The sequence below is a fragment of the Klebsiella sp. HMSC16A12 genome (assembly GCF_001808265.1).
In the GTDB taxonomy this organism is placed as follows: domain Bacteria; phylum Pseudomonadota; class Gammaproteobacteria; order Enterobacterales; family Enterobacteriaceae; genus Klebsiella; species Klebsiella pneumoniae.
Window position 1 is genome coordinate 11,769 of sequence record NZ_KV792620.1, and the last position, 22,277, is coordinate 34,045.

General features: G+C 56.0%; 23 protein-coding genes and 1 riboswitch. Of the genes, 4 read left to right on the plus strand and 19 right to left on the minus strand.

Annotated features, from left to right (window positions below):
• Positions 1-116: 116 nt before the first annotated feature.
• Positions 117-1,748: a Na/Pi cotransporter family protein gene (locus HMPREF3140_RS15280; protein ID WP_004177864.1), complete on the plus strand. Its 1,632-nt coding sequence runs from the start codon at positions 117-119 to the stop codon at positions 1,746-1,748.
• Between the two features lie 87 nt (positions 1,749-1,835).
• Here HMPREF3140_RS15280 and HMPREF3140_RS15285 read toward each other — a convergent pair whose 3' ends face one another.
• The 8 genes from HMPREF3140_RS15285 to HMPREF3140_RS15320 all read right to left on the minus strand — a co-directional run bounded on the left by HMPREF3140_RS15285 (position 1,836) and on the right by HMPREF3140_RS15320 (position 8,377).
• A complete protein-coding gene (locus HMPREF3140_RS15285; protein ID WP_032412754.1) occupies positions 1,836-2,645 on the minus strand; it encodes a shikimate 5-dehydrogenase in 810 nt (269 codons plus the stop codon).
• The gene (gene sorE, locus HMPREF3140_RS15290) at positions 2,638-3,870 is read right to left on the minus strand and encodes an L-sorbose 1-phosphate reductase (protein WP_002884587.1); all 1,233 of its coding nucleotides are present in this window, start codon (positions 3,868-3,870) and stop codon (positions 2,638-2,640) included. Before sorE ends, HMPREF3140_RS15285 begins: the two co-directional genes overlap by 8 nt.
• A 72-nt stretch (positions 3,871-3,942) precedes the next feature.
• Positions 3,943-4,767: a PTS system mannose/fructose/sorbose family transporter subunit IID gene (locus tag HMPREF3140_RS15295; protein ID WP_002884590.1), complete on the minus strand. Its 825-nt coding sequence runs from the start codon at positions 4,765-4,767 to the stop codon at positions 3,943-3,945.
• An 11-nt stretch (positions 4,768-4,778) separates the two neighbouring features.
• Positions 4,779-5,579, minus strand: a complete 801-nt coding sequence (locus tag HMPREF3140_RS15300; protein ID WP_002884608.1) for a PTS mannose/fructose/sorbose transporter subunit IIC — start codon at positions 5,577-5,579, stop codon at positions 4,779-4,781.
• A 65-nt stretch (positions 5,580-5,644) separates the two neighbouring features.
• The gene (locus tag HMPREF3140_RS15305; protein WP_004151751.1) at positions 5,645-6,139 is read right to left on the minus strand and encodes a mannose/fructose/sorbose PTS transporter subunit IIB; all 495 of its coding nucleotides are present in this window, start codon (positions 6,137-6,139) and stop codon (positions 5,645-5,647) included.
• The gene (locus HMPREF3140_RS15310) at positions 6,139-6,546 is read right to left on the minus strand and encodes a mannose/fructose/sorbose PTS transporter subunit IIA (protein WP_032412757.1); all 408 of its coding nucleotides are present in this window, start codon (positions 6,544-6,546) and stop codon (positions 6,139-6,141) included. The genes HMPREF3140_RS15305 and HMPREF3140_RS15310 overlap by 1 nt, the downstream gene beginning before the upstream one ends.
• Positions 6,547-6,555: 9 nt before the next feature.
• Positions 6,556-7,359 (minus strand): SDR family oxidoreductase, encoded by an 804-nt coding sequence (locus HMPREF3140_RS15315; RefSeq protein ID WP_002884614.1) that lies wholly within the window; start codon positions 7,357-7,359, stop codon positions 6,556-6,558.
• Positions 7,360-7,429: 70 nt separating this feature from the next.
• Positions 7,430-8,377, minus strand: a complete 948-nt coding sequence (locus HMPREF3140_RS15320) for a sugar-binding transcriptional regulator (RefSeq protein ID WP_087674006.1) — start codon at positions 8,375-8,377, stop codon at positions 7,430-7,432.
• Between the two features lie 349 nt (positions 8,378-8,726).
• Between HMPREF3140_RS15320 and rluF the strand changes: the two genes are divergently transcribed.
• Complete coding sequence (rluF, locus tag HMPREF3140_RS15325; protein ID WP_002884619.1) at positions 8,727-9,602, plus strand: 23S rRNA pseudouridine(2604) synthase RluF; 876 nt, start codon at positions 8,727-8,729, stop codon at positions 9,600-9,602.
• On the opposite strand, the gene HMPREF3140_RS15330 is transcribed toward rluF, so the two are convergent.
• The 3 genes from HMPREF3140_RS15330 to lysC form a co-directional block, all read right to left on the minus strand.
• Positions 9,599-9,871, minus strand: coding sequence for a YjbD family protein (locus tag HMPREF3140_RS15330; RefSeq protein ID WP_002884625.1), 273 nt, complete (start codon positions 9,869-9,871; stop codon positions 9,599-9,601). The genes rluF and HMPREF3140_RS15330 overlap by 4 nt on opposite strands.
• 116 nt (positions 9,872-9,987) lie before the next feature.
• Positions 9,988-10,917 (minus strand): ketopantoate/pantoate/pantothenate transporter PanS, encoded by a 930-nt coding sequence (panS, locus tag HMPREF3140_RS15335; RefSeq protein ID WP_002884627.1) that lies wholly within the window; start codon positions 10,915-10,917, stop codon positions 9,988-9,990.
• Positions 10,918-11,055: 138 nt separating this feature from the next.
• Positions 11,056-12,405, minus strand: coding sequence for a lysine-sensitive aspartokinase 3 (gene lysC / locus HMPREF3140_RS15340; protein WP_004146591.1), 1,350 nt, complete (start codon positions 12,403-12,405; stop codon positions 11,056-11,058).
• A gap of 179 nt (positions 12,406-12,584) precedes the next feature.
• A riboswitch (Lysine riboswitch) is annotated at positions 12,585-12,820 on the minus strand.
• Positions 12,821-13,169: 349 nt separating this feature from the next.
• Between lysC and pgi the strand changes: the two genes are divergently transcribed.
• The gene (gene pgi, locus HMPREF3140_RS15345) at positions 13,170-14,819 is read left to right on the plus strand and encodes a glucose-6-phosphate isomerase (protein ID WP_009484993.1); all 1,650 of its coding nucleotides are present in this window, start codon (positions 13,170-13,172) and stop codon (positions 14,817-14,819) included.
• A gap of 49 nt (positions 14,820-14,868) precedes the next feature.
• Here the strand turns inward: pgi and HMPREF3140_RS15350 are convergent, their stop codons facing one another.
• The 6 genes from HMPREF3140_RS15350 to HMPREF3140_RS15375 form a co-directional block, all read right to left on the minus strand.
• Complete coding sequence (locus tag HMPREF3140_RS15350) at positions 14,869-15,324, minus strand: acyltransferase (RefSeq protein ID WP_004177857.1); 456 nt, start codon at positions 15,322-15,324, stop codon at positions 14,869-14,871.
• Positions 15,325-15,332: 8 nt separating this feature from the next.
• Positions 15,333-15,842 carry a GNAT family N-acetyltransferase gene (locus tag HMPREF3140_RS15355; RefSeq protein WP_004153543.1) on the minus strand — a complete coding sequence of 170 codons (510 nt, stop codon included), beginning with the start codon at positions 15,840-15,842 and terminating at the stop codon, positions 15,333-15,335.
• Positions 15,843-15,949: 107 nt separating this feature from the next.
• Positions 15,950-16,330, minus strand: coding sequence for a Rid family detoxifying hydrolase (locus tag HMPREF3140_RS15360; RefSeq protein ID WP_002884637.1), 381 nt, complete (start codon positions 16,328-16,330; stop codon positions 15,950-15,952).
• 20 nt (positions 16,331-16,350) lie between these two features.
• Positions 16,351-16,671 carry an AzlD domain-containing protein gene (locus tag HMPREF3140_RS15365; protein ID WP_004177855.1) on the minus strand — a complete coding sequence of 107 codons (321 nt, stop codon included), beginning with the start codon at positions 16,669-16,671 and terminating at the stop codon, positions 16,351-16,353.
• A complete protein-coding gene (locus HMPREF3140_RS15370) occupies positions 16,664-17,404 on the minus strand; it encodes an AzlC family ABC transporter permease (RefSeq protein ID WP_070553032.1) in 741 nt (246 codons plus the stop codon). The genes HMPREF3140_RS15365 and HMPREF3140_RS15370 overlap by 8 nt, the downstream gene beginning before the upstream one ends.
• Positions 17,405-17,487: 83 nt before the next feature.
• Positions 17,488-18,765, minus strand: coding sequence for an L-cysteine desulfidase family protein (locus HMPREF3140_RS15375; RefSeq protein ID WP_009484994.1), 1,278 nt, complete (start codon positions 18,763-18,765; stop codon positions 17,488-17,490).
• Between the two features lie 373 nt (positions 18,766-19,138).
• Between HMPREF3140_RS15375 and psiE the strand changes: the two genes are divergently transcribed.
• The gene (gene psiE / locus HMPREF3140_RS15380) at positions 19,139-19,549 is read left to right on the plus strand and encodes a phosphate-starvation-inducible protein PsiE (protein WP_002884721.1); all 411 of its coding nucleotides are present in this window, start codon (positions 19,139-19,141) and stop codon (positions 19,547-19,549) included.
• Positions 19,550-19,741: 192 nt separating this feature from the next.
• Here psiE and malG read toward each other — a convergent pair whose 3' ends face one another.
• Positions 19,742-20,632, minus strand: a complete 891-nt coding sequence (malG, locus tag HMPREF3140_RS15385; protein ID WP_002884725.1) for a maltose ABC transporter permease MalG — start codon at positions 20,630-20,632, stop codon at positions 19,742-19,744.
• Positions 20,633-20,646: 14 nt separating this feature from the next.
• Complete coding sequence (gene malF / locus HMPREF3140_RS15390) at positions 20,647-22,191, minus strand: maltose ABC transporter permease MalF (protein ID WP_002884726.1); 1,545 nt, start codon at positions 22,189-22,191, stop codon at positions 20,647-20,649.
• Positions 22,192-22,277: the final 86 nt, after the last annotated feature.

Genomic DNA, 22,277 nt, shown 5'->3' on the forward strand with positions numbered 1-22,277 from the left:
TTACAACAAACAAGGCGCTCTGTGAGCGCCTTGTCTCTTTATTGAGGTTAACCCCTTATACTGAGATAGGTTCCTGAACTTCGGAAAACCTATAACGATAAGGAGAAGCTGATTCCGTGTTAACTCTGCTACACCTGTTGTCCGCGGTTGCTCTGCTGGTGTGGGGCACGCATATCGTGCGTACCGGGGTGATGCGCGTCTATGGCGCTCGCCTGCGTACCGTTCTCAGTAGCAGCGTAGAGAAAAAGCCGCTCGCCTTCTGCGCGGGTCTTGGCGTGACTGCGCTGGTGCAAAGCAGTAACGCCACCACCATGCTGGTGACCTCATTTGTCGCCCAGGATTTAGTGGGTCTGATGCCAGCGCTGGTGATGGTGCTGGGGGCCGACGTCGGGACGGCGCTGATGGCGAGGGTGTTGACCTTCGACCTGTCGTGGCTGTCGCCGTTGTTGATATTTATCGGGGTGATTTTCTTCCTCGGCCGCAAGCAGACCCGCGCTGGGCAGCTTGGACGGGTGGGGATTGGTCTGGGGCTGATCCTGTTGGCCCTCGAGCTGATTGTCCAGGCCGTACACCCCATAACCCAGGCGAACGGCGTGCAGGTGATTTTCGCCTCGCTGACCGGGGATATCATGCTGGATGCTTTGATTGGCGCCGTATTTGCAATCATTAGCTACTCCAGCCTGGCGGCGGTGCTGTTAACGGCGACGCTGACCGCGGCGGGAGCGATCTCTTTCCCGGTGGCGCTGTGTCTGGTGATTGGCGCCAACCTGGGATCGGGGCTGCTGGCGATGCTTAACAACAGCGCGGCGAACGCGGCGGCGCGCCGGGTGGCGCTGGGCAGCCTGCTGTTTAAGCTAGTGGGGAGCCTGATTATTCTGCCGTTCGTCCATCCGCTGGCCGCGGCGATGCACAAGCTGCCGTTGGCCGAGTCCGAGCTGGTTATCTACTTCCACGTCTTTTACAACCTGCTGCGCTGCATCGCGATGGTGCCCTTTGCCGGACCGATGGCGAAGCTGTGCCAGCGTCTGATCCGCGATGAGCCCGAGCTGGATAACCATCTAAAACCCAAGCATCTCGACCCGTCGGCGCTGGACACCCCGGCGCTGGCGCTGGCCAATGCCGCGCGTGAGACGCTGCGCATTGGTGACGCGATGGAGCAGATGCTGGAGAGCCTGCACAAGGTGATGCATGGCGAACCGCGTCAGGAGAAAGAGCTGCGCCGTATGGCGGATGATATCAACGTACTTTACACCGCTATTAAGCTCTATCTGGCGCGAATGCCAAAGGATGAGCTGGCGGAAGAGGAATCCCGGCGCTGGGCGGAAATTATTGAGATGTCGTTAAACCTCGAACAGGCGTCCGATATCGTCGAGCGAATGGGCAGCGAGATCGCCGATAAATCGCTGGCTGCGCGGCGCGCCTTCTCGGTAGAAGGGTTAAAGGAGCTGGACGCCCTGTACGATCTGCTGCTCAGCAACCTGCAGCTGGCGATGTCGGTCTTCTTCTCCAGCGATGTGCCCAGCGCCCGCCGCCTGCGGCGCAGCAAACACCGGTTCCGCATTCTTAACCGCCGCTACTCGCATGCGCACGTTGATCGTCTGCATCAGCAGAACGTGCAGAGCATCGAAACCAGTACGTTGCACCTGGCGCTGCTGGGGGATATGAAGCGTCTGAACAGCCTGTTCTGCTCGGTGGCTTACAGCGTGATGGAGCAGCCGGATGAAGACGACGAACGAGATGACTACTGAGACGGATTATTTTTCCGTTTATGTCGCTTCTTTTCTGGCGAGGTAGCCCTCCCGGGACGTGGCTGACGCCTTCCCGGGAGGGACATCCTAGCTTCTGGCAAACGCCGAGGCCTCTGCTACCAGCGCGCTATCCGGCCGTACGCCGGTATAAAGGGCAAACTGCTCGACGGCTTGCAGGGCAATAACTTCCGCACCGCTGATGGTTTGCTTACCCCATTGTTGCGCCAGGCGAATCAGCGGAGTTTCCGCCGGCAACGCGACCACGTCAAACACGACGCTGGCCTGGGCCACCATGGCCTCGCTGAACGCCAGCGTGTTGCTTTCCGCTCCCCCCGCCATGCCCAGCGGTGTAACATTGACCAGAATCTCGGCTGCGATCCCTTCCGGCAGGGGCTGCCACTGAAAGCCATACTGTTTTGCCAGCGCCAGGCCGCGCTGGCGATTGCGGGCCGCAATGATCACATCGCGAAAACCGGCATCACGGAAGGCGGCAATGACAGCTTTCCCCATGCCGCCGCTACCCTGAATCATCACTCTGGCGTTGGTATCGAGCCGATGGCTGGCGATCAGACTTTTAACCGCGATGTAATCGGTGTTTAGCCCGGTTAACTTCCCGTCGTCGTTGACGATGGTGTTGACGGAGTCGATGACTTTTGCTGACGGATCGATCGCGTCAAGAAACGGTATGCAGCTCTCTTTAAACGGCATGGAGACCGCACAGCCGCGGATACCCAATGCGCGAACCCCTTTTACCGCCGCCTCAATATCCTTAGTCGTAAAGGCTTTGTAGAGGTAGTTCAATCCCAGCTTGTCATACAGATAGTTATGAAAGCGGGTGCCGAAGTTGCCGGGGCGACCCGCCAGGGAGATGCACAGCAGCGTATCGCGGTTAATCATGCGTAATATCCTCCGCGTGGGCCAGCAGATACGCTTCAGCCTCCTGGGACCAGATCCCATGGTGACGCGCCACAATCGCTGCCAGTTCGGGATCGGCGATCTCGCCCAGCGGCGTGAGCGGGAAGGCTTTTCCGGTATACACCAGCTTTTTTCCCCCGCCGACGGCAGGCAGATCGAGGGTGGTTTCGCCCGCGGCGTTCAGGCCGAGAATATGGGTGACCACTTTCGCCGTCTGGACCTTTTTCGCCTGCATCAGCGCCACCGCGGCGCGCATATCGTCAGTATTACCGCCGGAGGTGCCGACGTAGTGGGTAAAGGCGTAGTGCACGTCGTAGAAGTTGATCGGGGCGCTGAATTGCTTATCCTGGGGGCCAGCAAAGAAATTCAGGCAGCCGTCCGGAGCCAGCAACGAGGAGGCCAGGGTGATCAGCTGTTCGTTTGGCACAAACACGAAGATATCGTCGAAGCCATGGCCGCCGCTGAGCGCCAGCAGCGTATCGCGACTGGCCTCATGGCCGTCGAGGTAGTGGATCAGCGTCTGCGGCTCAGAGGGGTAATGACGGCGGGCGTAGCTGAGCTTCGGCTTATTGGTATCGGTCACTACCAGTAGTGAAGGATTGATGGGGCCGTGCAGCGCATAGTCGATAGCCAGCAGCCCCATCGGCCCCGTCCCGCCCAGGATCAGAGTGTGTCCCTGAGGACGGATCCCCATCACGTGGTTGTAACTCCCCTCCTGCAGATGATAATTGGCGTTGAAAGCGCCAATGACGCAGGAGAGCGGCTCCACCAGCGATCCTTCAAACCAGGTATCCCCCTCCCAGGTGAGCAGGCAATCCTGCGCCATCACCTCATTGGGGATCACCACATGGGTGGCTTCGCCACCGATCCATGGGAATGAGTAGCCGGGGCAGTCGGGTCGGTCGGGCAACTGCAGGTTGGCCTGGATCACGTAGCGCTGCCCTGGCTGAAACTTATGCTGCCACTTTTTACCGACGGCAAGGATTTCGCCGCAGAATTCATGACCGATAATAATGGGCCTGGTGGCCACATCATCTGGCACCTTTTTATGATCGGCACCCTGATTGGCCTCTTTCCATGAGGAAAGACACAGGCTGTCCGTGACCACCCGGGCGAGGATCTCATCGTCCTGCATCGCCGGGAGGGTAAAGGTTTCCAGGCGCAGGTCTCGTTTGCCATACAGGCGCAGGGCCGTTGTTGTTTGCATAAACCACCTCATCCCCTTCATCTTTCGGGGCTATGTTGTTGACGTCACCCCGGCATCGCCGGGGCGGAATAATCAGGACAGAAAGCCGAGGGCGTTGCCGATAATGCCTAAGCCGAAAAGGGCGAAAATCAGCCAGACCGGATTCACTTTCTTGTTCAGCAGACGCACCATCAGTAGCGTCAGGCCCAGCGCCAGCAGGCCGGGGCAGAGCTGATCGAGGATGTTCTGGACGGTCATCGTGACGGTGGCGCCGTCTGCACCGGGCGTTTGGGAAACCACCAGCGGCACATTGATGGTGGTCCATTTGGTCACCAGCACCCCCATGACAAACAGGCCGAGAATGGAGGCGCCTTCGGTCAGCTTCTGCAGCAGGTTACCGCCCATATCGCTGACGATATTGACCCCTTTACGGAAGCCCAGCTGCAGGCCGTACCACTTCATTGCCAGCCGCACTGCATTGAAAATAAAGAAAAATAACAAAGGCCCCAGAATATTGCCGGAGAGGGCCAGCGAGGCGCCAAGGGCCGCGGTAATCGGCCGCAGCGTGCCCCAGACCAGCGGGTCGCCGACGCCGGCCAGCGGGCCCATCAGACCCACTTTGATGCCGTTGATAGCGCCATCGTCAATGGCCGCGCCGTTAGCCCGGGCCTCCTCCATGGCGGCGGTGACGCCGATCACCGGGCCACACACCGCCGGCGTGGTATTAAAGAACACCAGATGACGCTTCAGCGCCGCGACCTGATCGGCTTTGAGCGGATACAGGCGTTTGATCGCCGGGATCATGTCGTAGCAAAACCCCAGGCCATGAATACGTTCGAAGTTAAAGGAGGCCTGCTGGAGGTTGGAGCGGAGAAACATGCTCACCAGGTCGCCTTGCGTGATTTTTTTCTGTTCCATTTTCGGCTCCATTAGTCGTCAAGCTGGTCAAGGGCGGGGGCAGAGGGGGCAGTGGAGGCGGCGGGTTCAGCCTTACGCCACTGTGGATTGAGCTGGATGTAGATCAGCGCGATGATGACGCCCACGCCGCCGAAGGCCAGCAGGCTGAAGTCGAGATAACCCCCGGCGAGAAAACCGAGGAAAAAGAAGGGCATCAGGTACTTCACGCCCATCATTCGCAGCACCATCGCGTAGCCCACGACGACAATAAAACCGCCGGCAATCTGCAGACCGCGAGTGACGAATTCCGGGATCGCGCTGAGCATACTGCTGACCATATCCGCGCTAACGAACAGCGAGACCACCAGCGCCGGGATTGCCACGCGCAGTGCCTGCACCCCCAGTGCGGAGACATGCAGCAGGTCGATGGTGCGAAAGCGCGCCTCCTCGGCCGCTTTGTCCGCGGCGTGCTGGAACACCACGGTAATGGTACGGGCGAAAACGGTCAGCACCTGCCCGGCGGCGGCCACCGGCAGAGCAATGGCGATACCGGTGGCAATGCTCTGGTGGCCCACAATCACCAGAATGGCGGAGATAATGCTGGCCAGCGCCGAATCTGGCGACTGCGCTGCCCCCACGTTCATCCAGCCGAGGGCGATCAGCTCCAGCGTACCGCCGAGCATAACCCCGGTTTTTAAATCGCCCAGGATGAGGCCAATCACGGTACAGGCGATAAGGGGCCGATGGGTCTGAAATTCATCCAGCACGCTGCCCATTCCGGCAATACAGGAAAAAATAAATATGGCTATTATCTGTAGGGTACTAATTTCCATAATTTATGACCTTTAAGGTGTGCGTCATCCTGCCTGCTACGGCATATCACAACAGGCGCTATTTTTTATTCGCAGAAAGCTGTTTCGTTAATTTTGTCGAGAATATTGACTGACGGATCTGATGCGACCACGCGTAAATCGAGTTTTACGCCCAGTTTATCGAGTTCACGGAATGCCTGAATATCCTGCGGATCCAAAGAAACGGCTTTGGTTAGCTGTTTTTTACCGGGTCGCCAGGCCATGCCACCAATATTTAACGTGGCGATCTGCACGCCCTGGCGCACCATCGTTAAAACATCGTGTGGATTGGTAAATAAATAAAAGACGGTCTCGTCCTGATATTGCGGGTTATGATAGACCGCAACCGCTTTTTCCAGACTGACAACGTTTACCTTCATGCCTGGCGGAGCCGCCTGGCGCAACAGGGTCCGGCGAACCTCATCGTTAAATACATCGTCATTGCAGATAATTATCCGCTGGGCGTTGGCGACTTTTGACCACACGGTGGTGACCTGGCCATGAATCAGTCGGTCATCAATACGGGCGAGGGTAATTTGCATCAGAACTCCTCCTCAACGGTTTCTGGCTGCTGCCAGACCACACAGCACTGACTGGCGATGGCCTGCAGATGCTGGCATAAGTCATCGGCGCTCAGGGTATGCTGGTTATCCACCAGCTCGAGCGCCAGCGGCAGCGACAGGCCGCTAATCACCCGGATCTGCGGGTGACGCATTGCCAGCCCGGCTGCGGCATTCCATGGGCTTCCGCACTGCAAATCTACCGCGATTACCCACTCCTCATCGGTGTGGGCGCTTACTAACTTTTCCAGGTTAATGGCGATATCCGCCGCGTTTTCGCCGGGGACAAACGCGACGGCGCTGACGTTAACCTCGCCGTAGACCATGCATACCGATTCAAGCATGGCCCCGGCCAGCTGGCCGTGGGCGCAGAAGATAGCGTGAACCATACTGCCTCCTTAACCGCGCGTTTTTCCGCCGGCAATGTTAGTGGTGACTCCGGTGATGTAGCTGGCGCGCGCTGACAAGAGATAGCAAACAAAATCAGCCACTTCCGAGAGCTTTCCTGCCCGCCCGATGGGAATGGCGTTTTTGGTATATCCCTCGCGAAGTTGCTCGACGGTGATATTGCGCGTCCAGGCCAGCGCCTCTTCATATTCCGGTGTCCGCAGACCGGTTTTTTCGAGGATCCCCGGCGCAACGCCGACCACGCGGATCCCATATTTACCCAATTCTTTGGACCAGGAGCGGGTAAAGCTGTTGAGCGCGGCCTTGGTCGCGGCGTAGCAGCTTTGACCTTCAGAGCCTTCCAGGCCGCTCTCCGAAGAGACATTGACAATCACACCGGCGCGCTGTTTGACCATTTGACGCGCCACCGCCTGCGACATGAAAAACACCCCTTTCTGGTTGATATTGACCATTTTTTCAAAAGCGGCTTCGTTTAATTCATAGCGGCCGGCCGGTGCTTTTTCGTCGACTAATAAACGCGGGAAATTCACGCCAGCGTTATTGACCAAACCATCAATACGCGACCAGCGCTGAATAATGGCATCGATAGTCTGTTGCACCTCTGTCGCGCTGGAAATATCCGTCGGCCAGAAGTGATAATTATCGCCATTGTGATGACGATCGCCGCCATGAATATCAATCATCTGGACATGAGCACCTTGTGATAATAATTCATCGACAATGGCCAGCCCAATTCCCGAGGCACCGCCGGTCACGATAATGACGTTATCTTTTAAATTTAACCAGGTATTCATTATTCACTCCCATTTCTTTAGATAAAGGGATCCCCCGCAGCGGGTGCTGCGTGAAATCATATCCTGTGTGTTATTTCAGTAATAACTCAGCCGTTTCTCTGTTTGTCACCAGACAATTAATATAGCGTCCGTGCAATGCGCCAAGAATGCCAGAGTATTTCTCTTCCCCCATGGCGATGCCGATGGAATAGCGAGCCTGGCGCAGCTTCGCCATTTCGATCGACAGGGTTTTTTCGCTCATATTGGTATCGACTAACCCGCCGTTAATATCGTAGAAACGCGAACAGATATCCCCGGCGACGTGGCGGGCGTTGAGATCGTCGCTCTCTTCGCTGCCGTAGAAGGCGTGCCAGTTTGCGCCGTCGCGAATGGCCGGTGAACCAATACCCACCAGCGCCACATCCAGGCTGTCCCAGTAGGATGAGATGGTTTTAAAGTGCTGGGACTGCATGATGCCGTTGCGGATCAGCGGGTTATCCAGCAGGGCTGGAAAATCGGCAAGGTGGGATTCCGCTTTCAGCCTGGCTGCCGCACCGTAGGTTAACGTGTTCACATGGTAGCGGCTCTCCAGTTTACCGGAAGGCCCGCCGATGATGGGGACGCAGATCACCTGGCGTGAGTGGCTGGCCTGCGGCAGGTTCTCCACCAGCGAACGCACGGCGCGGCCCCATGAAAAACCGATAATATCGCCTGGCTCCAGCAACCGATCGACAAGCAGGGCGCCATGCTGGCCCATCGCGCTCAGCTGTTCTTCTTCCAGCAGCCCATCGCTACTGGCAACCACCGCCTCTTTCAGACCAAATTTTTGCTTGAGCTGTTGCTCGAGCCACAGGTTTTCATTGTAGTCATAGTTGATGGCGATGGTGACAATGCCCTGCTCGCGGCCGCGCTTCAGCAGGCGACTGATGGTGGTGCGATAGATCCCCAGCTCGCGAGCGATTTGCGCCTGGGTCATATCCTGCTCGTAATAGAGCTGGGCGATTTTGACAATCAACCGGATATCATCGCTGTTTTCCATAGTCATCTGCTGGCTCCTGCACATTTGTGCAAATCGCGGGTTTGTGCTGTTGATCTGATATAACCCTATTAGAGCCGCCGTTTGAAGCGATTTTCTTTTATTTCATCACCCTAATCTGGCGAATAATCTTGCACATTTGCGTTATCAATAGCGGGTTGTTGGCACCTTTGTGCATTGCACGCTAAATCGCTGATTCTGTGATATTTCATCATGCAAAGTTGCCAGGCGTTGAGCGGGACACTTTTGTGAAAAAAGGCGTAGTCGATCACACCTTGCGCCGGAGGGCGCAAAGGCACATCTTTTTTCTCGCCCACAAGGTAGGGTATATTTCGCTTTTACAGGAGAATCTATGCTGCCCGACTCATCAACCCGATTAAATAAATACATCAGCGAAAGCGGCATCTGCTCGCGTCGCGAAGCGGACCGCTTTATTGAACAAGGCAACGTCTTTATCAATGGCAAGCGCGCCACTATTGGCGATCAGGTGAAGCCTGGCGATTTAGTCAAAGTGAACGGACGGTTGATTGAGCCGCGCGAAGCGGATGATCTGGTACTGATTGCGCTGAATAAGCCGGTCGGCATTGTGAGCACCACCGAAGACGGCGAGCGCGACAACATTGTCGATTTCGTCAACCACAGCAAGCGTATCTTTCCTATCGGCCGTCTGGATAAAGACTCCCAGGGGCTGATCTTCCTCACCAACCATGGCGATCTGGTGAACAAGATCCTGCGCGCCGGCAACGACCATGAAAAAGAGTATCTGGTCACGGTCGATAAGCCGGTGACCGATGAGTTCATTCGCGGCATGGGCGCGGGGGTACCGATTCTCGGGACCGTGACCAAAAAATGTAAGGTAAAGAAAGAAGCGCCGTTCGTTTTCCGCATCACTCTGGTGCAGGGGCTGAATCGCCAGATCCGTCGTATGTGCGAGCACTTTGGCTATGAAGTGACGAAGCTTGAGCGTACGCGGATCATGAACGTGAGCCTGACGGGGATCCCCTTGGGTGAATGGCGTGATCTAACCGATGACGAGCTGATCGACCTGTTCAAGCTGATTGAAAACTCCTCTTCCGAAGCGAAGCCGAAAGCCAGGCCGAAGGCCAAAGCGGCGACTCCCGGCATCAAGCGCCCGGTGGTGAAGATGGAAAATAGCAACGATAAGGGCCGCCCGGCTGGCAACGGGAAACGTTTCACCCAGCCGGGACGTAAAAAGAAAGGGCGTTAACGCCTGCCGCGGGTCGGCGTATTCGCCGACCAGGAAAAGGTCGCTTCCTTATCCGTTTTATAAGCCTGCTGTTTTCTCACCTGGCGGGCTTTCTTCGCTTCCGCTTCACGCTGCGCCATCAGCTTATCGATATATTCCTTTTTCACGCTGTTCGTTTCCGCATTGCTCAGCGGGCGGCCATGCGCAATACGCGCGCGGTCAAGCAGCGTTTTCAATTCGCGCTGTTCGCGCTCGGTCATCTCTTTTTGTGTAATACGGGGGAGTGCCATGGTGGTGCCCTCAGTCAGACCAGAGCACCCAGTGTACGGCAATGAATATTTTACTGATAGCCTGTATGGCAACTAAAGCAGGCACACGCCCGGGCCTGCGCCCGGACGTATCAAACTCAGCGCTTGTCGGCTTTTTTGGCGATGGGCTTTCCTGACCAGTACCCGGCCAGCAGCGAACCGGACAGGTTATGCCAGACGGAGAACAGCGCGCCCGGCAGCGCCGCCAGCGGGCCGAAGTAAATTTTACCCAGCGCGGCCGCCAGGCCGGAGTTCTGCATCCCCACCTCGATCGCCAGCGTACGGCAGGTGGATTCATCAAAACCAAACAGACGTCCGCCCCAGTACCCGCCAAGCAGACCAATAGTGTTATGCAGGATCACCGCGATAATCACCACCAGGCCGACGGAGGCGATATGGGCGGCGGAACCCGCCACCACCGCGCTGATGATCGCCAGAATGCACACCATCGAGAAGGCGGGCAGGAACGGCTCTACCGCTTTCACCACCTTCGGCAGCAGATGATGGACAATCAGTCCCAGCGCGATGGGAATGACCACAATCTGCAGAATGCTGAGCAACATGCCCATGACGTCGACCTGAATATGCGCGTCGACGTACAGACGGGTGAGCAGCGGTGTCGCCACGACGCCGACGAGGGTGGAGACCGAGGAGATGGTCACCGACAGCGCCACATCCCCTTTGGCAAGAAAGATCATCACGTTGGAGGCGGTCCCGCTGGCGACGCTGCCGACCAGCACCATCCCGGCGGAAAGCTCCGGCGGCATATGAAACAGCAGCGCCAGCAGCCAGGCGGCGAGCGGCATCACCAGATAATGGAGAAAGATCCCCGCAGCGACCGGCGCCGGGCGCGACAGGACGCGTTTGAAATCCTCCAGCTTCAGATGCACGCCCATACCGAACATGATCAGCATCAGCAGGGTGGTGACCCATGGGCCAATTGGGGTGAAGGTGGTGGGAGTGTAATAGGCCAGAACGGAGAGCAGCAGTGCCCATAACGGGAACAGCCGCGTCAGAGTTGCGAGCATGTTGTGTTCCTTGCGATACGCGAACCGGGCCGCGCCATCCCGATGGGCGGCGAGCAGGTCAGCTGGTTGTGTTGATATTGTTATAAAAAAGCCGGGTTCGAGCCCGGCTATAGGTATTGTTTATCGTGCTAAGGAATTTTATTCAAACAAATTATGATGCAGCTTCTGCACAACCTTCTCCGCATCGTCGCCCGGCACCAGGAAGCACAGGTTGTGGCTGGAGGCGCCATAGCAGATCATGCGGATGTTAAACGGCTCGAGGACGCCAAAGACCTCTTTGCCGACGCCGCAGGCTTTCGACAGCTCATTGCCAATCAGGGCGACCAGCGCCAGATTTTCTTCCACTTCCACGCGGCACAGCGAAGAGAGCTCGGTCAGCAGCGCCTGGGTCAGCAGGGTATCGCCCGCAGAGGTCGAGCCGGTGGTGTCCATGGTCAGGGCCACGCTCACTTCGGAGGTGGTGATCAAATCAACTGAGATGTTATGGCGCGCCAGAATACCGAACACTTCGGCGAGGAAGCCGCGGGAGTGCAGCATATTCAGGCTGTGCAGCGTCAGCAGCGTTTGCCGGCGACGCAGCGCCAGCGCGCGGAACAGCGGCGGGTTCTCGGTGGTTTTACACACCAGCGTACCGCCCGCTTTAGGCTCTTTACTGGAGCCGACAAACACCGGGATATCGCTGCGCACGGCAGGCAGCAGGGTCGCCGGATGCAGCACTTTGGCGCCAAAGGTGGCCATTTCCGCTGCCTCTTCAAAGGCGATGACGTCGATGCGTTTCGCCGCCGGCGCGACGCGCGGGTCGGTAGTATAGATCCCCGGGACATCGGTCCAGATATCGACGCGGGTGGCATTCAGCGCTTCGCCGAGCAGAGCGGCGGTATAATCGCTGCCGCCGCGGCCGAGGGTGGTGGTGCGGCCTTTCGCTTCGCTGCCGATAAAGCCCTGGGTCACCACCAGGCCTTCCGCCAGGCGCGGCGCCAGCTGCTGCTGGGTCAGTTCGGCGACGGCGGCGATGTCCGGTTCGGCGCGGCCAAAGCGATCGTTAGTGCGCAGCACTTTACGGGCGTCAAACCACTGCGCCTGAATACCGCGTTCACGCAGAATTTCCACAAACAGCAGGGTGGACATCAGTTCGCCATGGCTGACCAGTTCGTCGGTCAGGGCGGTTGAGGAGGCGAGCGCGGCGGCTTCCGCCAGCGTCGTGATATTTTCCAGCAAGCGCTCAATCTCTTCGCGGATCACGTTGGGATAACGCAAACGCTCCAGAATATTGAACTGGATCTGACGCAGAGCGTCCAGCTGGGAAAAACGTTCGGTGGGTTCCAGCCCTCCCGCTAAGGCCACCAGAATGTTGGTCACGCCGGCAGAGGCGGAGAGCACAACAATACGGGTATTGGCATCGAGCAGCGCCACATCGATGCTGCGGTTCATTGCGTCAAAATCAGCAACGCTGGTGCCGCCAAATTTGGCGACGACTAGATCTGTCATAACAACCTCGTGTCAGGGGGCCTGACTTATTAAAACGATTCCTGAGCACCGATCCTGGCAGGGGCTGGACGCCGCCGGATCGCAACAAAATGTCTTAATAAGCCAGGCCAAATTATTCAGCCATGGCACAAGGGAAGAGCGATAAACAGGGTGGCGCAGAGTGATAAACAACTACGATGTCACCCAGAAGTGCTCCACCTTGTAGACCCGACTCACCGCTTTGGGCGCTGAGGTGTTCGGGTATGAAACGCCCGACTGCGAACGTTTCTGGTGACAACCCAGGGGATTCAGCCCCTGTGGCCGGCGAGGAGCGTGACCAGACGCTCTTTCACCTCGGCGTTGCTCCCCCTCACGTATCTTCCCCGGACTGGTTCCTCCAATACGGTTACCTGGGCAACGCACCTCTTCTGGCAATTACTGACGTCTTTCACCTGGCCGGGGGAACAGGGACATTATATCCCCCGCGAATACCCTTTCGCTGTAGCGTGAAATGCGCGAGCAATAGATACCTACCAATACGTAAGCACTGCGGATATATAAAGGCTTAACGCCAGCTATGTCAACGCTGCGGTTATGCGGATTTTTCATGCCTCTGCTGCTAACAGAAAAAAGCCTTATGATAGCTATACTAATGGGGCTTTTTACTCCGTTTTGACCCGATTCCTGACCGGCGTCAGGGTCAAGTCACAAAAATCATCACAATTTTCTGTCACCGGCGCTACAATCGACCGAAGTCACAATCTCAAATCAGAAGAGTATTGCTAATGAAAAACATCAACCCAACGCAGACCTCTGCCTGGCAGGCATTACAGAAACACTTCGACGAAATGAAAGATATCACTATCAGCGAGCTTTTCGCCAAAGATAGCGACCGCTTTTCTAAATTTTCCGCGACGTTCGACGATCTGATGCTGGTGGACTTCTCCAAAAACCGCATCACTGAAGAGACGCTGGCTAAACTGCAGGATCTGGCGAAAGAGACTGACCTGGCGGGCGCTATCAAGTCGATGTTCTCAGGTGAGAAGATCAACCGCACCGAAGACCGCGCGGTACTGCACGTCGCGCTGCGTAACCGCAGCAATACGCCGATTGTGGTTGATGGCAAAGATGTGATGCCGGAAGTGAACGCTGTGCTGGAGAAGATGAAAACCTTCTCCGAAGCGATTATCTCCGGTAGCTGGAAAGGCTACACCGGCAAACCGATCACCGACGTGGTTAACATCGGTATCGGCGGCTCCGACCTCGGTCCTTTCATGGTGACCGAGGCGCTGCGTCCGTATAAAAACCACCTCAACATGCACTTTGTCTCTAACGTCGATGGCACCCATATCGCCGAAGTGCTGAAGAACGTGAATCCGGAAACGACTCTGTTCCTGGTGGCGTCCAAGACTTTCACTACCCAGGAAACCATGACTAACGCCCACAGCGCGCGCGACTGGTTCCTGGCAACCGCGGGCGACGACAAGCACGTGGCGAAACACTTCGCCGCGCTTTCCACCAACGCGAAAGCGGTTGGCGAGTTCGGCATCGACACCGCCAACATGTTCGAATTCTGGGACTGGGTTGGCGGCCGTTACTCCCTGTGGTCGGCGATTGGTCTGTCCATCATTCTCTCCGTGGGCTTCGACAACTTCGTTGAGCTGCTGTCCGGCGCGCATGCGATGGATAAGCACTTCTCCACCACTCCGGCGGAGAAAAACCTGCCGGTGCTGCTGGCGCTGATCGGCATCTGGTACAACAACTTCTTCGGTGCGGAAACCGAAGCGATTCTGCCGTACGACCAGTACATGCACCGCTTTGCCGCTTACTTCCAGCAGGGCAACATGGAGTCCAACGGTAAGTATGTTGACCGTAACGGCCACGCGGTAGACTACCAGACTGGCCCAATCATCTGGGGTGAGCCGGGCACCAACGGTCAGCACGCGTTCTACCAGCTGATCCACCAGGGCACCAAAATGGTACCGTGCGATTTCATCGCTCCGGCTATCACCCACAACCCGCTGTCTGACCACCATCAGAAACTGCTGTCTAACTTCTTCGCCCAGACCGAGGCCCTGGCCTTTGGTAAATCCCGCGAAGTGGTTGAGCAGGAATATCGCGATCAGGGTAAAGACCCGGCGACCCTGGAGCACGTGGTGCCGTTCAAAGTGTTCGAAGGTAACCGCCCGACTAACTCCATCCTGCTGCGTGAGATCACCCCGTTCAGCCTCGGGGCGCTGATTGCCCTGTACGAGCACAAAATCTTCACCCAGGGCGCGATCCTCAACATCTTCACCTTTGACCAGTGGGGCGTTGAGCTGGGCAAACAGCTGGCTAACCGCATCCTGCCGGAGCTGAAAGACGGCAGCGAAGTTAGCAGCCACGACAGCTCTACTAACGGCCTGATTAACCGTTATAAAGCCTGGCGCGCATAACGCTTGCGCAGCTAAGACGGAATGCCGACCCTTTGGTCGGCATTTTTATTTATAGCCGCCGCAGCAGCCTCGCCGGATTCCCCGCCCACACGCCTTTCTCGGTAATGGACTTCGTTACCACGCTGCCCGCGCCTATCACCACCCCATCGCAGATGCTGACGGCCAGAATCGTGGCGCCGCTGCCGATCGACACGTCATCGCCAATCTCGATCCGCCCCCAGCTGGCGCGGTCGGCGTTTGGTTTACCCTCGCGAAACAGGTCGTTGGCAAACATCACGCCGTGACCGATAAAGCAGCGCTGGCCGATGGTGACGTACTCGCAGATAAAGGTATGGGACTGAATTTTACTGTTCGCGCCGATGCGGGTATTCCCCTGGATCTCAACGAACGGCCCGACGAAGACGTTATCGCCGAGCTGGCAATCATAGAGGTTGGCGGGCTGGTAAATAACGACATTTTCCCCACAAACGACGTTACGTACGCCGGTATCACGAAGCTCAGGCATAGTTCCTCTCAAATCGGTTTGGCCAGAATATGTAAGGTGCTTTGCTGGCTGGCGGAGTGGAAAATCGTGTCTCTGATGTGCTGCATCCCCTGGCGTTCGTAAAAACGGCGCGCGGCGGGATTCGCGGCGAGTACTTCCAGCCACAGCCAACTTTCACCGGCCGTTTTTGCTCGCGTCTCGACGGCGTGAAAAATATGCTCGCCGTAGCGGTGGCCAGTCTTCCCCGGCATCAGGTAGAGCTTATGCAGCAGCGTACCAATCTTGCCGTCGTCAGCCATTCGCTGCTGATAGCTATATTTAGCGAAACCAACAGGAGAGGGGGCTTCGGCGATGAGCCAGTGTTGGGTCGCATCCGCAAGACTCCGACGTAGCGCATCTTCGGCATATTCTTGCTTAAGAAATAACGCCAGTTCATCGGCATCGCGCCAGAGATGAGCAAAGTGGTGATGATAGCTGGCATAGCCCATCGCGCTAAGCTGGGGCGCGTCCTCGGGACATGCCTGTCGAATAGTTAACATGCTGCGTTCCTCGCGTCGTTCTGCGGCTATATTGCCTGTAAAGTGAACAATGTGGAACGACAAAAATCGGTGGGAGAAGGCTGGAGGCGCTCCCTCCAGCCTGGGGGTTAGCGGGCGAAAGCGATCGCTTCGATTTCGACGCCGGCATCTTTCGGTAACCTTGCCACCTCCACACAGGAGCGCGCCGGAAAGGCCGCCTGGTGTTCGATAAAGAAGGCCTCGTAGGCGGCATTGATGGCGGCAAAATCCGCCAGGTCTTTGACAAACACCGTAGTTTTAACGATCTGCCCGACCGTGAGTCCGGCGGCTTCGACGATGGCTTTCACGTTCTCCAGTGATTGCCGCGCCTGTTCGGCGATATCGCCTGGCATGGTGCCGTCCAGCGGATTAATCGGCAGCTGACCGGAGGTGATGGTCATCGCGCCGAGATTGACGCCCTGCACGTACGGGCCGATAGCGGCAGGCGCGTCAGCGGTGGTAATAATCATACGGTTTATCCTTCAAACGGTTACATAAAATAATTTAACAACACCAGCGAGCCGACGCCGCTCACTACCACCCACACCAGACCTAAACGGAAGCTGGCGAGCGTGCAGATGATGGCGGCGATCACCTTCGGATTTTTTAAGTCGAACTCCATGCTGGAATTCACGCTCAGGATCTGAATGGTGATGATGGCCGGCAGAACAGTGACCGGCACGAAGCGTAGCGTTTTGGTCACCCGCTCGGACATCTGGATCTTGCCGGCCAGGCCGATAAACGAGAAACGGATGAGAAAAGTCACCGCGGCCATGCCCAGCGTCAGGGCGATAAAATAGCTATTACTCATTTTCCATCGCCTCCACTAACGGCATATCGGATTCGGTTTTTGCCATCTGCTTGCGCTCTTCCGCCAGGTCGACGCACAGGCCGGCGAGGACGCCAAGCACTGAGGCGACGACGATACCCAGCGAATAGGGTAGGACCACTAACAGCACGCCGGAAACGGCGGCTACAACCGCGGCGACGGTGCAGGCCTGGCTTTTAATTTGCGGCACCACGATGGCGATAAAGGCGGCGACCATGGCGAAATCGAGACCGTATTTCTCAATGTGGGGAAACGAGGCGCCGACCAGCGCGCCAAGAAAATCAGCCAGCACCCAAATCGCCCAGAAGGTAATCATCGCCGAACCATAAAACAGATATTTTTCCTTTTTATTTCCTTCCATCTCTTTGACGGTGGTGGCATACACCTCGTCGGTGAGCGCATAGGACATAAAGCATTTTTTAAAGAATGAAGCTTCACGCACGCTGCCGAAAATAGAGGCGCTATACAGCACGTGGCGAAGATTGATAATTAATGTGGTGAAAATAATCACGCCGAGCGTGCCGCCGGTTTTTAACATATTCAGTGCCAGCATTTGCGCCGAGCCGGCAATGACGATCGCCGACCACGCCGTACTCTGCCAGACGCTCATGCCCGCGCTAACGCTTAATGCGCCGACAATAAATGAAAATGGAAAGTCGCCGATGCATAGGGGCATAATAGCGCTGGCGCCGCGGAAGATGACTTTTTTATTCATCTGCTATACCTGCTAATTTATAAATAATAGTGTGGGTAGAGTACGTTAATCGGGACCTGCTCTTTCAGGCCCGTGAAATGGTATTATTTAGCGACCATAATGCTGATAATTTCTTTATCGGTGAGAGTCATTGGTTTAATCACCAGACGGCACAGGTTATTAATAGTCTGCTCGACATCGGCGCAGACAATACCGTCATTGGCGCCAGCGCAGCTATTTTGCATGGCCATTAGTACCGCCTTAAAGGCGCTGGATACCACTGACGAGACTTTCATCGCGCAGCTGTTGGAAGCGCCATCACAAATCATGCCGGTAATATCGCTGACCATATTAATAATTGCGGTATTAATGGTGTTGATATCGCGGGTAAACAGCCAGGCCATACCGGCGGCGGCGCCCATAGCGGCGGTTGAGGCTGCGCATAGCGCAGATAAGCGCGTATAACGAGAATGAATTGAGATGGCAGTGAGATGAGAGAGAGACAAAGCGCGAGCCAGGGTCTCTTCATCGACGCCAAGATGCTCTGCAACCACCACTACCGGCATGGTTGCTGTAATGCCCTGATTGCCTGAGCCGAAGTTTGACATCGCTACCACCGGCGCGCCGCCCATGCGGGCATCTGAAGCGGCGACGGTGTTGATGATCACCTTGCTTAACAGATCGTTGCTCATCAGGCCGTTTTTCACTGCGTCAGAAAAGGTACCGTTAATGTTCAGGCCATATTTTTTTGTTTTGCCTTCTGCCGCCAGCGCGGAGTTTAAGCGCGCGGCGTCGAGAATAAAGCGAATATCATTAAAGTCGACGCGATTAATAAATTCGTAAGCCTGTTGTAGCGAGAAAGTGGGCAGCGTTTCGCGCTGGGTGTGCGTATTCTGTTTTTCGCTTAATGGCTGCGGCTGGCCATTAATATAAAGTTCGACCACGTTGGTGTGGGTTCCTTTGACCACGACACGACAGCAATTCTCGCCAGCAGAGAGGGTTAAATCGAGATGGATAAAATCCGGGGTCTCTTCGACGGCAATATCAACGGCGTTATTGGCGATCAGCTTCTGCGCCATTTCAACGTGTCGCGGAGTGATATCTTCCAGCGTTTTTAATCCCTTTTGCGGGTCGCCGCCAAATGCGCCAATTGCGGCTGCCAGCGGTACACCGCAAACGGTGGTGCCGGGTATGGTGACGCCCATCGCGTTTTTATAAAGATTGGCGGAAATAAAACCGCTAATTTTAGTGCAAGGCTGATCCAGATATTGTGCGGCGTAGGCGGCCGCGAAGGAAATAGCGACGGGTTCAGTACAACCTAAAGCCGGGGCGACCTCTTGTTTGAGCCATTTTACGTACAGGGAAGCGTTATCGGTGTTCATAATGATTTAATGTCCAAAATTAAATTTTATTCAGCTGCGATAATGCTAAGACAAAAGATAAGAAAAAACTTACCCTAATAACCATAAAAAGACTGTGGTTTGGAGAAAAATTTTATCTTACGGGAGGTTTTAAGATACACCTGTTTCAAAAAGTAAACTTTTTATATTTCAGTTAGTTGGGTTGATTCGTTCTAAGCGTAATGGATGATTTTGTTAATCTGCTCACAGCGTTGCTGGAAGGACAATTTTCTCTTGTTCGTACTTTTCGAATCAATAGCCCGGAGATAGCGTAAGACGAAGGAATCATAGGTAGATCTGGATCACACTTTTGCGCTATACAGATCGACAACGTTCATGCATTTGAGGTGTCACTATGCCGTCGGTATATCGTCCGCTGGTTAATTTCGTTGCGAAGGCCATGCAGGCCGTGCTGAATCTGGCACTGCTGTGCCTGGGAATTATTCTGGTGGTGTTCCTGGGAAAGGAGACCCTGCATCTGGCGCACGTACTGTTTACGCCGGAGCCGGTGAGTAAGTACAAGCTGGTCGAAGGGCTGGTGGTCTATTTTCTCTACTTTGAGTTTATCGCGCTGATTGTTAAATATTTTGAATCCGGTTTTCACTTTCCACTGCGCTATTTCGTCTATATCGGTATTACCGCAATTGTGCGGCTTATTATCGTCGATCATGAGTCGCCGCTGGCGGTGCTCATTTACTCCGCGGCGATCCTGATCCTGGTGATTACGCTCTGGCTGTGTAACTCCAATCGCCTGAAACGCGAATAAAAAAAAGCGGCCTCCAGGGCCGCTGACCAACAGTCACAAATAGAATTTATGTAGGGTCCAGTTGAGGATAGCAGTGGCATTGACCTTACTTTTTCAGCTGAGGGCGACGGCGACAATACCCGGTTGGGGTCGTGTATTGCGGCTAGACCGTCGGCCCTCCTCTGAAATTTGGGGCCGGAGTTACAAAAAAAATTAACCTTTCACTCCACCCGCCGTCAGGCCATTAACCAGCCAGCGCTGCGCCAGCAGGAAGACAACCGTGATCGGAATGGCGGAGAGCACCGCCGCGGCGGCAAAGTCGCCCCACAGATAGTTCTGCGGGTTGAGATACTGTTGCATACCTACCGCCAGGGTATAGCTGTTCACATCGCGCAGCAGCAGCGAGGCGACCGGCACTTCGGTGATGGCCGCGATGAACGACAGAATAAACACGACTGCCAGAATCGGCACCGACAGCGGCAGCAGCACCAGACGGAAAGCCTGCCATGGGGTCGCGCCATCCAGCGCCGCCGCTTCTTCCAGCGAGCCATCGATGGTTTCGAAGTAGCCTTTAATCGTCCAGACGTGCAGCGCGATACCGCCCATGTAGGCAAAGATGACGCCGCCGTGGGTGTTGAGGCCGACGAACGGGATGTACTGGCCCAGGCGGTCAAACAACGCGTACAGGGCAACCAGCGACAGCACCGCCGGGAACATCTGGAAAATCAGCATCCCTTTCAGCAGGGTCGCTTTCCCCGGGAAGCGCATACGGGCGAAAGCGTAGGCGCAGGTGGTGGAGAGAGCGACGATACCGATCGCGGTGATCCCGGCGACCTTAATCGAGTTCCACAGCCACAGCAGGACCGGGAACGGCGGCGGCGTGACGCGGCCATCGGCGTGTTCGACGCTGAAGCCTAACGCCAGACGCCAGTGCTCCCAGGAGATGGTATCCGGGATCAGGCTGCCGGTGGCGAAGTTGCCTTCGCGCAGCGAGATGGCGATAACCATCAGCAGCGGAAACATAATCGCGGCGATAAAAATCAGTAGCAGGAGATGCGTGGTAAATAAACGTAGCTTCTGCGATTTGGGTTGGACCATAGCCATTATCGTTATCTCCCTTAATCAAACTTCATGCGCGTGGCTTTCAGATTCACAATCGCTAACGCGCCAACCAGCAGGAAGATTAGCGTTGCGATAGCCGCCGCCAGGCCGAAGTCCTGACCGCCGCCGCCTTCAAAGGCGATGCGATAGGTGTAGCTCACCAGCAGGTCGGTATAACCGGCCGGGGTGGTGGTGCCGAGACGGTCCGGACCGCCGTTGGTCAACAATTGAATCAGGACGAAGTTGTTAAAGTTAAAGGCGAAGCTGGCGATCATCAGCGGCGTTAGCGGCTTAATCAGCAGCGGGAAGGTAATTTTAAAGAAGTTCTGGAACGGGCCGGCGCCATCCATTGCCGACGCTTCGTACAGATCGTCCGGAATCGCCTTCAGCAGCCCCATGCACAGGATCATCATGTACGGGTAGCCCAGCCAGGTGTTGACGATGATGATCATGGTGCGCGCGGTGGTCGGGTCGCTAAACCAGGCCGGCTTAATGCCGAACAGCGTGCTGAGCATCATGTTGATTTCACCAAAGCTCTGGTTGAACAGCCCTTTGAAAATCAGAATCGAAATAAACGACGGTACGGCGTACGGCAGAATCAGCAGGACGCGATAAATCGCTTTGCCTTTCAGCGCTTCCCACTGCACCAGGCAGGCGAGGATCATCCCCACCGCGACGGTCAGCACCACGGTCAGCACCGAGAACACCACCGTCCAGACGAAGATCGCGAAGAACGGTTTCTGAATGCCTTCATCGTGGAAGACGCGGGTAAAGTTGTCCCAGCCGATAGTCACAGTGTAGCCCGGGCTCAGCTTCTCATTGCCCCAGCTGCCGTCGGCGTTAATTGACTGGTAGAAGCCGACGTCGTTGTTCGGGCGGTATTTAACGTGGGTCTGATTGTTGGTCAGTACCCCGTCTTCGCCGAGGGTATACAGAGGCTGGGTACCGGAGAACTGGCGCAGGGAGCTCATGATGACTTTGCTGTCATCCGGCAGCACAGCGGTCAGCTGGTTCAGCGCGGTACGATTCTGGGTAATCACGCGCAGGTTGGCGCGCTCGCCTTCCGGCAGGGCGTCGGTTTCTTTTAACGCCAGCTTCTGCTCGCCGCCAAATTTAAAGGCGTCAGAAAGGTAGTTTTTACCGCTTTCGCCGTCGGTCAGCGCCAGCTTCCACTCGTCACCCGCCGGGATCAACGTGAAATTGTAGGCTTTGCCGGCCTGGAAGGAACGATCCATCAGCACCTGCTGCGCACGCTCAAAGGTCAGCTGGTTGGTGCTGCTGTAGTTGGTAAACGCGATAGCGATAGTGCAGATCAGTGGAAACAGGACAAACAGGCCCATGCCGGCGAGGCCGGGATAAACATAGCGCCAGGCATAAGCCTTGCGATTAGCGAAAATATACAGGCCAACTGAGCTTAAAATCAGCGTCATGATGGCGAACAGGTACTCCCCCTGGGCGTACATCAAAACAACAAGGTAACCCACCAGCAGGCACAGTAAGCCAATCACAGACCATGTGAGTTGCGGGCTTTGCCACCAGTGTCTCTTTTTAACGGCATCCATGGGGATCATCCTCTACAGCGGTGAAAACTTATTTGTCAGGTGGCGCTTCGCTTACCTGACCTACGGTCCGAGCCGTAGTGGTAGGG

Bases quoted from the DNA above. Each gene is read 5' to 3' on its own strand.
- HMPREF3140_RS15295 (WP_002884590.1), bottom strand. From the start codon at position 4,767: ATGGAACAGAAAAAAATCACGCAAGGCGACCTGGTGAGCATGTTTCTC.
- HMPREF3140_RS15370 (WP_070553032.1), bottom strand. From the start codon at position 17,404: ATGAATAAAAAAGTCATCTTCCGCGGCGCCAGCGCTATTATGCCCCTA.
- HMPREF3140_RS15285 (WP_032412754.1), bottom strand. From the start codon at position 2,645: ATGATTAACCGCGATACGCTGCTGTGCATCTCCCTGGCGGGTCGCCCC.
- HMPREF3140_RS15330 (WP_002884625.1), bottom strand. From the start codon at position 9,871: ATGGCACTCCCCCGTATTACACAAAAAGAGATGACCGAGCGCGAACAG.
- HMPREF3140_RS15310 (WP_032412757.1), bottom strand. From the start codon at position 6,546: ATGGTTCACGCTATCTTCTGCGCCCACGGCCAGCTGGCCGGGGCCATG.
- HMPREF3140_RS15315 (WP_002884614.1), bottom strand. From the start codon at position 7,359: ATGAATACCTGGTTAAATTTAAAAGATAACGTCATTATCGTGACCGGC.
- HMPREF3140_RS15355 (WP_004153543.1), bottom strand. From the start codon at position 15,842: ATGTTAACTATTCGACAGGCATGTCCCGAGGACGCGCCCCAGCTTAGC.
- HMPREF3140_RS15365 (WP_004177855.1), bottom strand. From the start codon at position 16,671: ATGAGTAATAGCTATTTTATCGCCCTGACGCTGGGCATGGCCGCGGTG.
- pgi (WP_009484993.1), top strand. From the start codon at position 13,170: ATGAAAAACATCAACCCAACGCAGACCTCTGCCTGGCAGGCATTACAG.
- HMPREF3140_RS15305 (WP_004151751.1), bottom strand. From the start codon at position 6,139: ATGCAAATTACCCTCGCCCGTATTGATGACCGACTGATTCATGGCCAG.
- HMPREF3140_RS15375 (WP_009484994.1), bottom strand. From the start codon at position 18,765: ATGAACACCGATAACGCTTCCCTGTACGTAAAATGGCTCAAACAAGAG.
- sorE (WP_002884587.1), bottom strand. From the start codon at position 3,870: ATGCAAACAACAACGGCCCTGCGCCTGTATGGCAAACGAGACCTGCGC.
- psiE (WP_002884721.1), top strand. From the start codon at position 19,139: ATGCCGTCGGTATATCGTCCGCTGGTTAATTTCGTTGCGAAGGCCATG.
- HMPREF3140_RS15360 (WP_002884637.1), bottom strand. From the start codon at position 16,330: ATGATTATTACCACCGCTGACGCGCCTGCCGCTATCGGCCCGTACGTG.
- panS (WP_002884627.1), bottom strand. From the start codon at position 10,917: ATGCTCGCAACTCTGACGCGGCTGTTCCCGTTATGGGCACTGCTGCTC.
- HMPREF3140_RS15300 (WP_002884608.1), bottom strand. From the start codon at position 5,579: ATGGAAATTAGTACCCTACAGATAATAGCCATATTTATTTTTTCCTGT.
- lysC (WP_004146591.1), bottom strand. From the start codon at position 12,405: ATGACAGATCTAGTCGTCGCCAAATTTGGCGGCACCAGCGTTGCTGAT.
- malG (WP_002884725.1), bottom strand. From the start codon at position 20,632: ATGGCTATGGTCCAACCCAAATCGCAGAAGCTACGTTTATTTACCACG.
- malF (WP_002884726.1), bottom strand. From the start codon at position 22,191: ATGGATGCCGTTAAAAAGAGACACTGGTGGCAAAGCCCGCAACTCACA.
- HMPREF3140_RS15350 (WP_004177857.1), bottom strand. From the start codon at position 15,324: ATGCCTGAGCTTCGTGATACCGGCGTACGTAACGTCGTTTGTGGGGAA.
- HMPREF3140_RS15320 (WP_087674006.1), bottom strand. From the start codon at position 8,377: ATGGAAAACAGCGATGATATCCGGTTGATTGTCAAAATCGCCCAGCTC.
- rluF (WP_002884619.1), top strand. From the start codon at position 8,727: ATGCTGCCCGACTCATCAACCCGATTAAATAAATACATCAGCGAAAGC.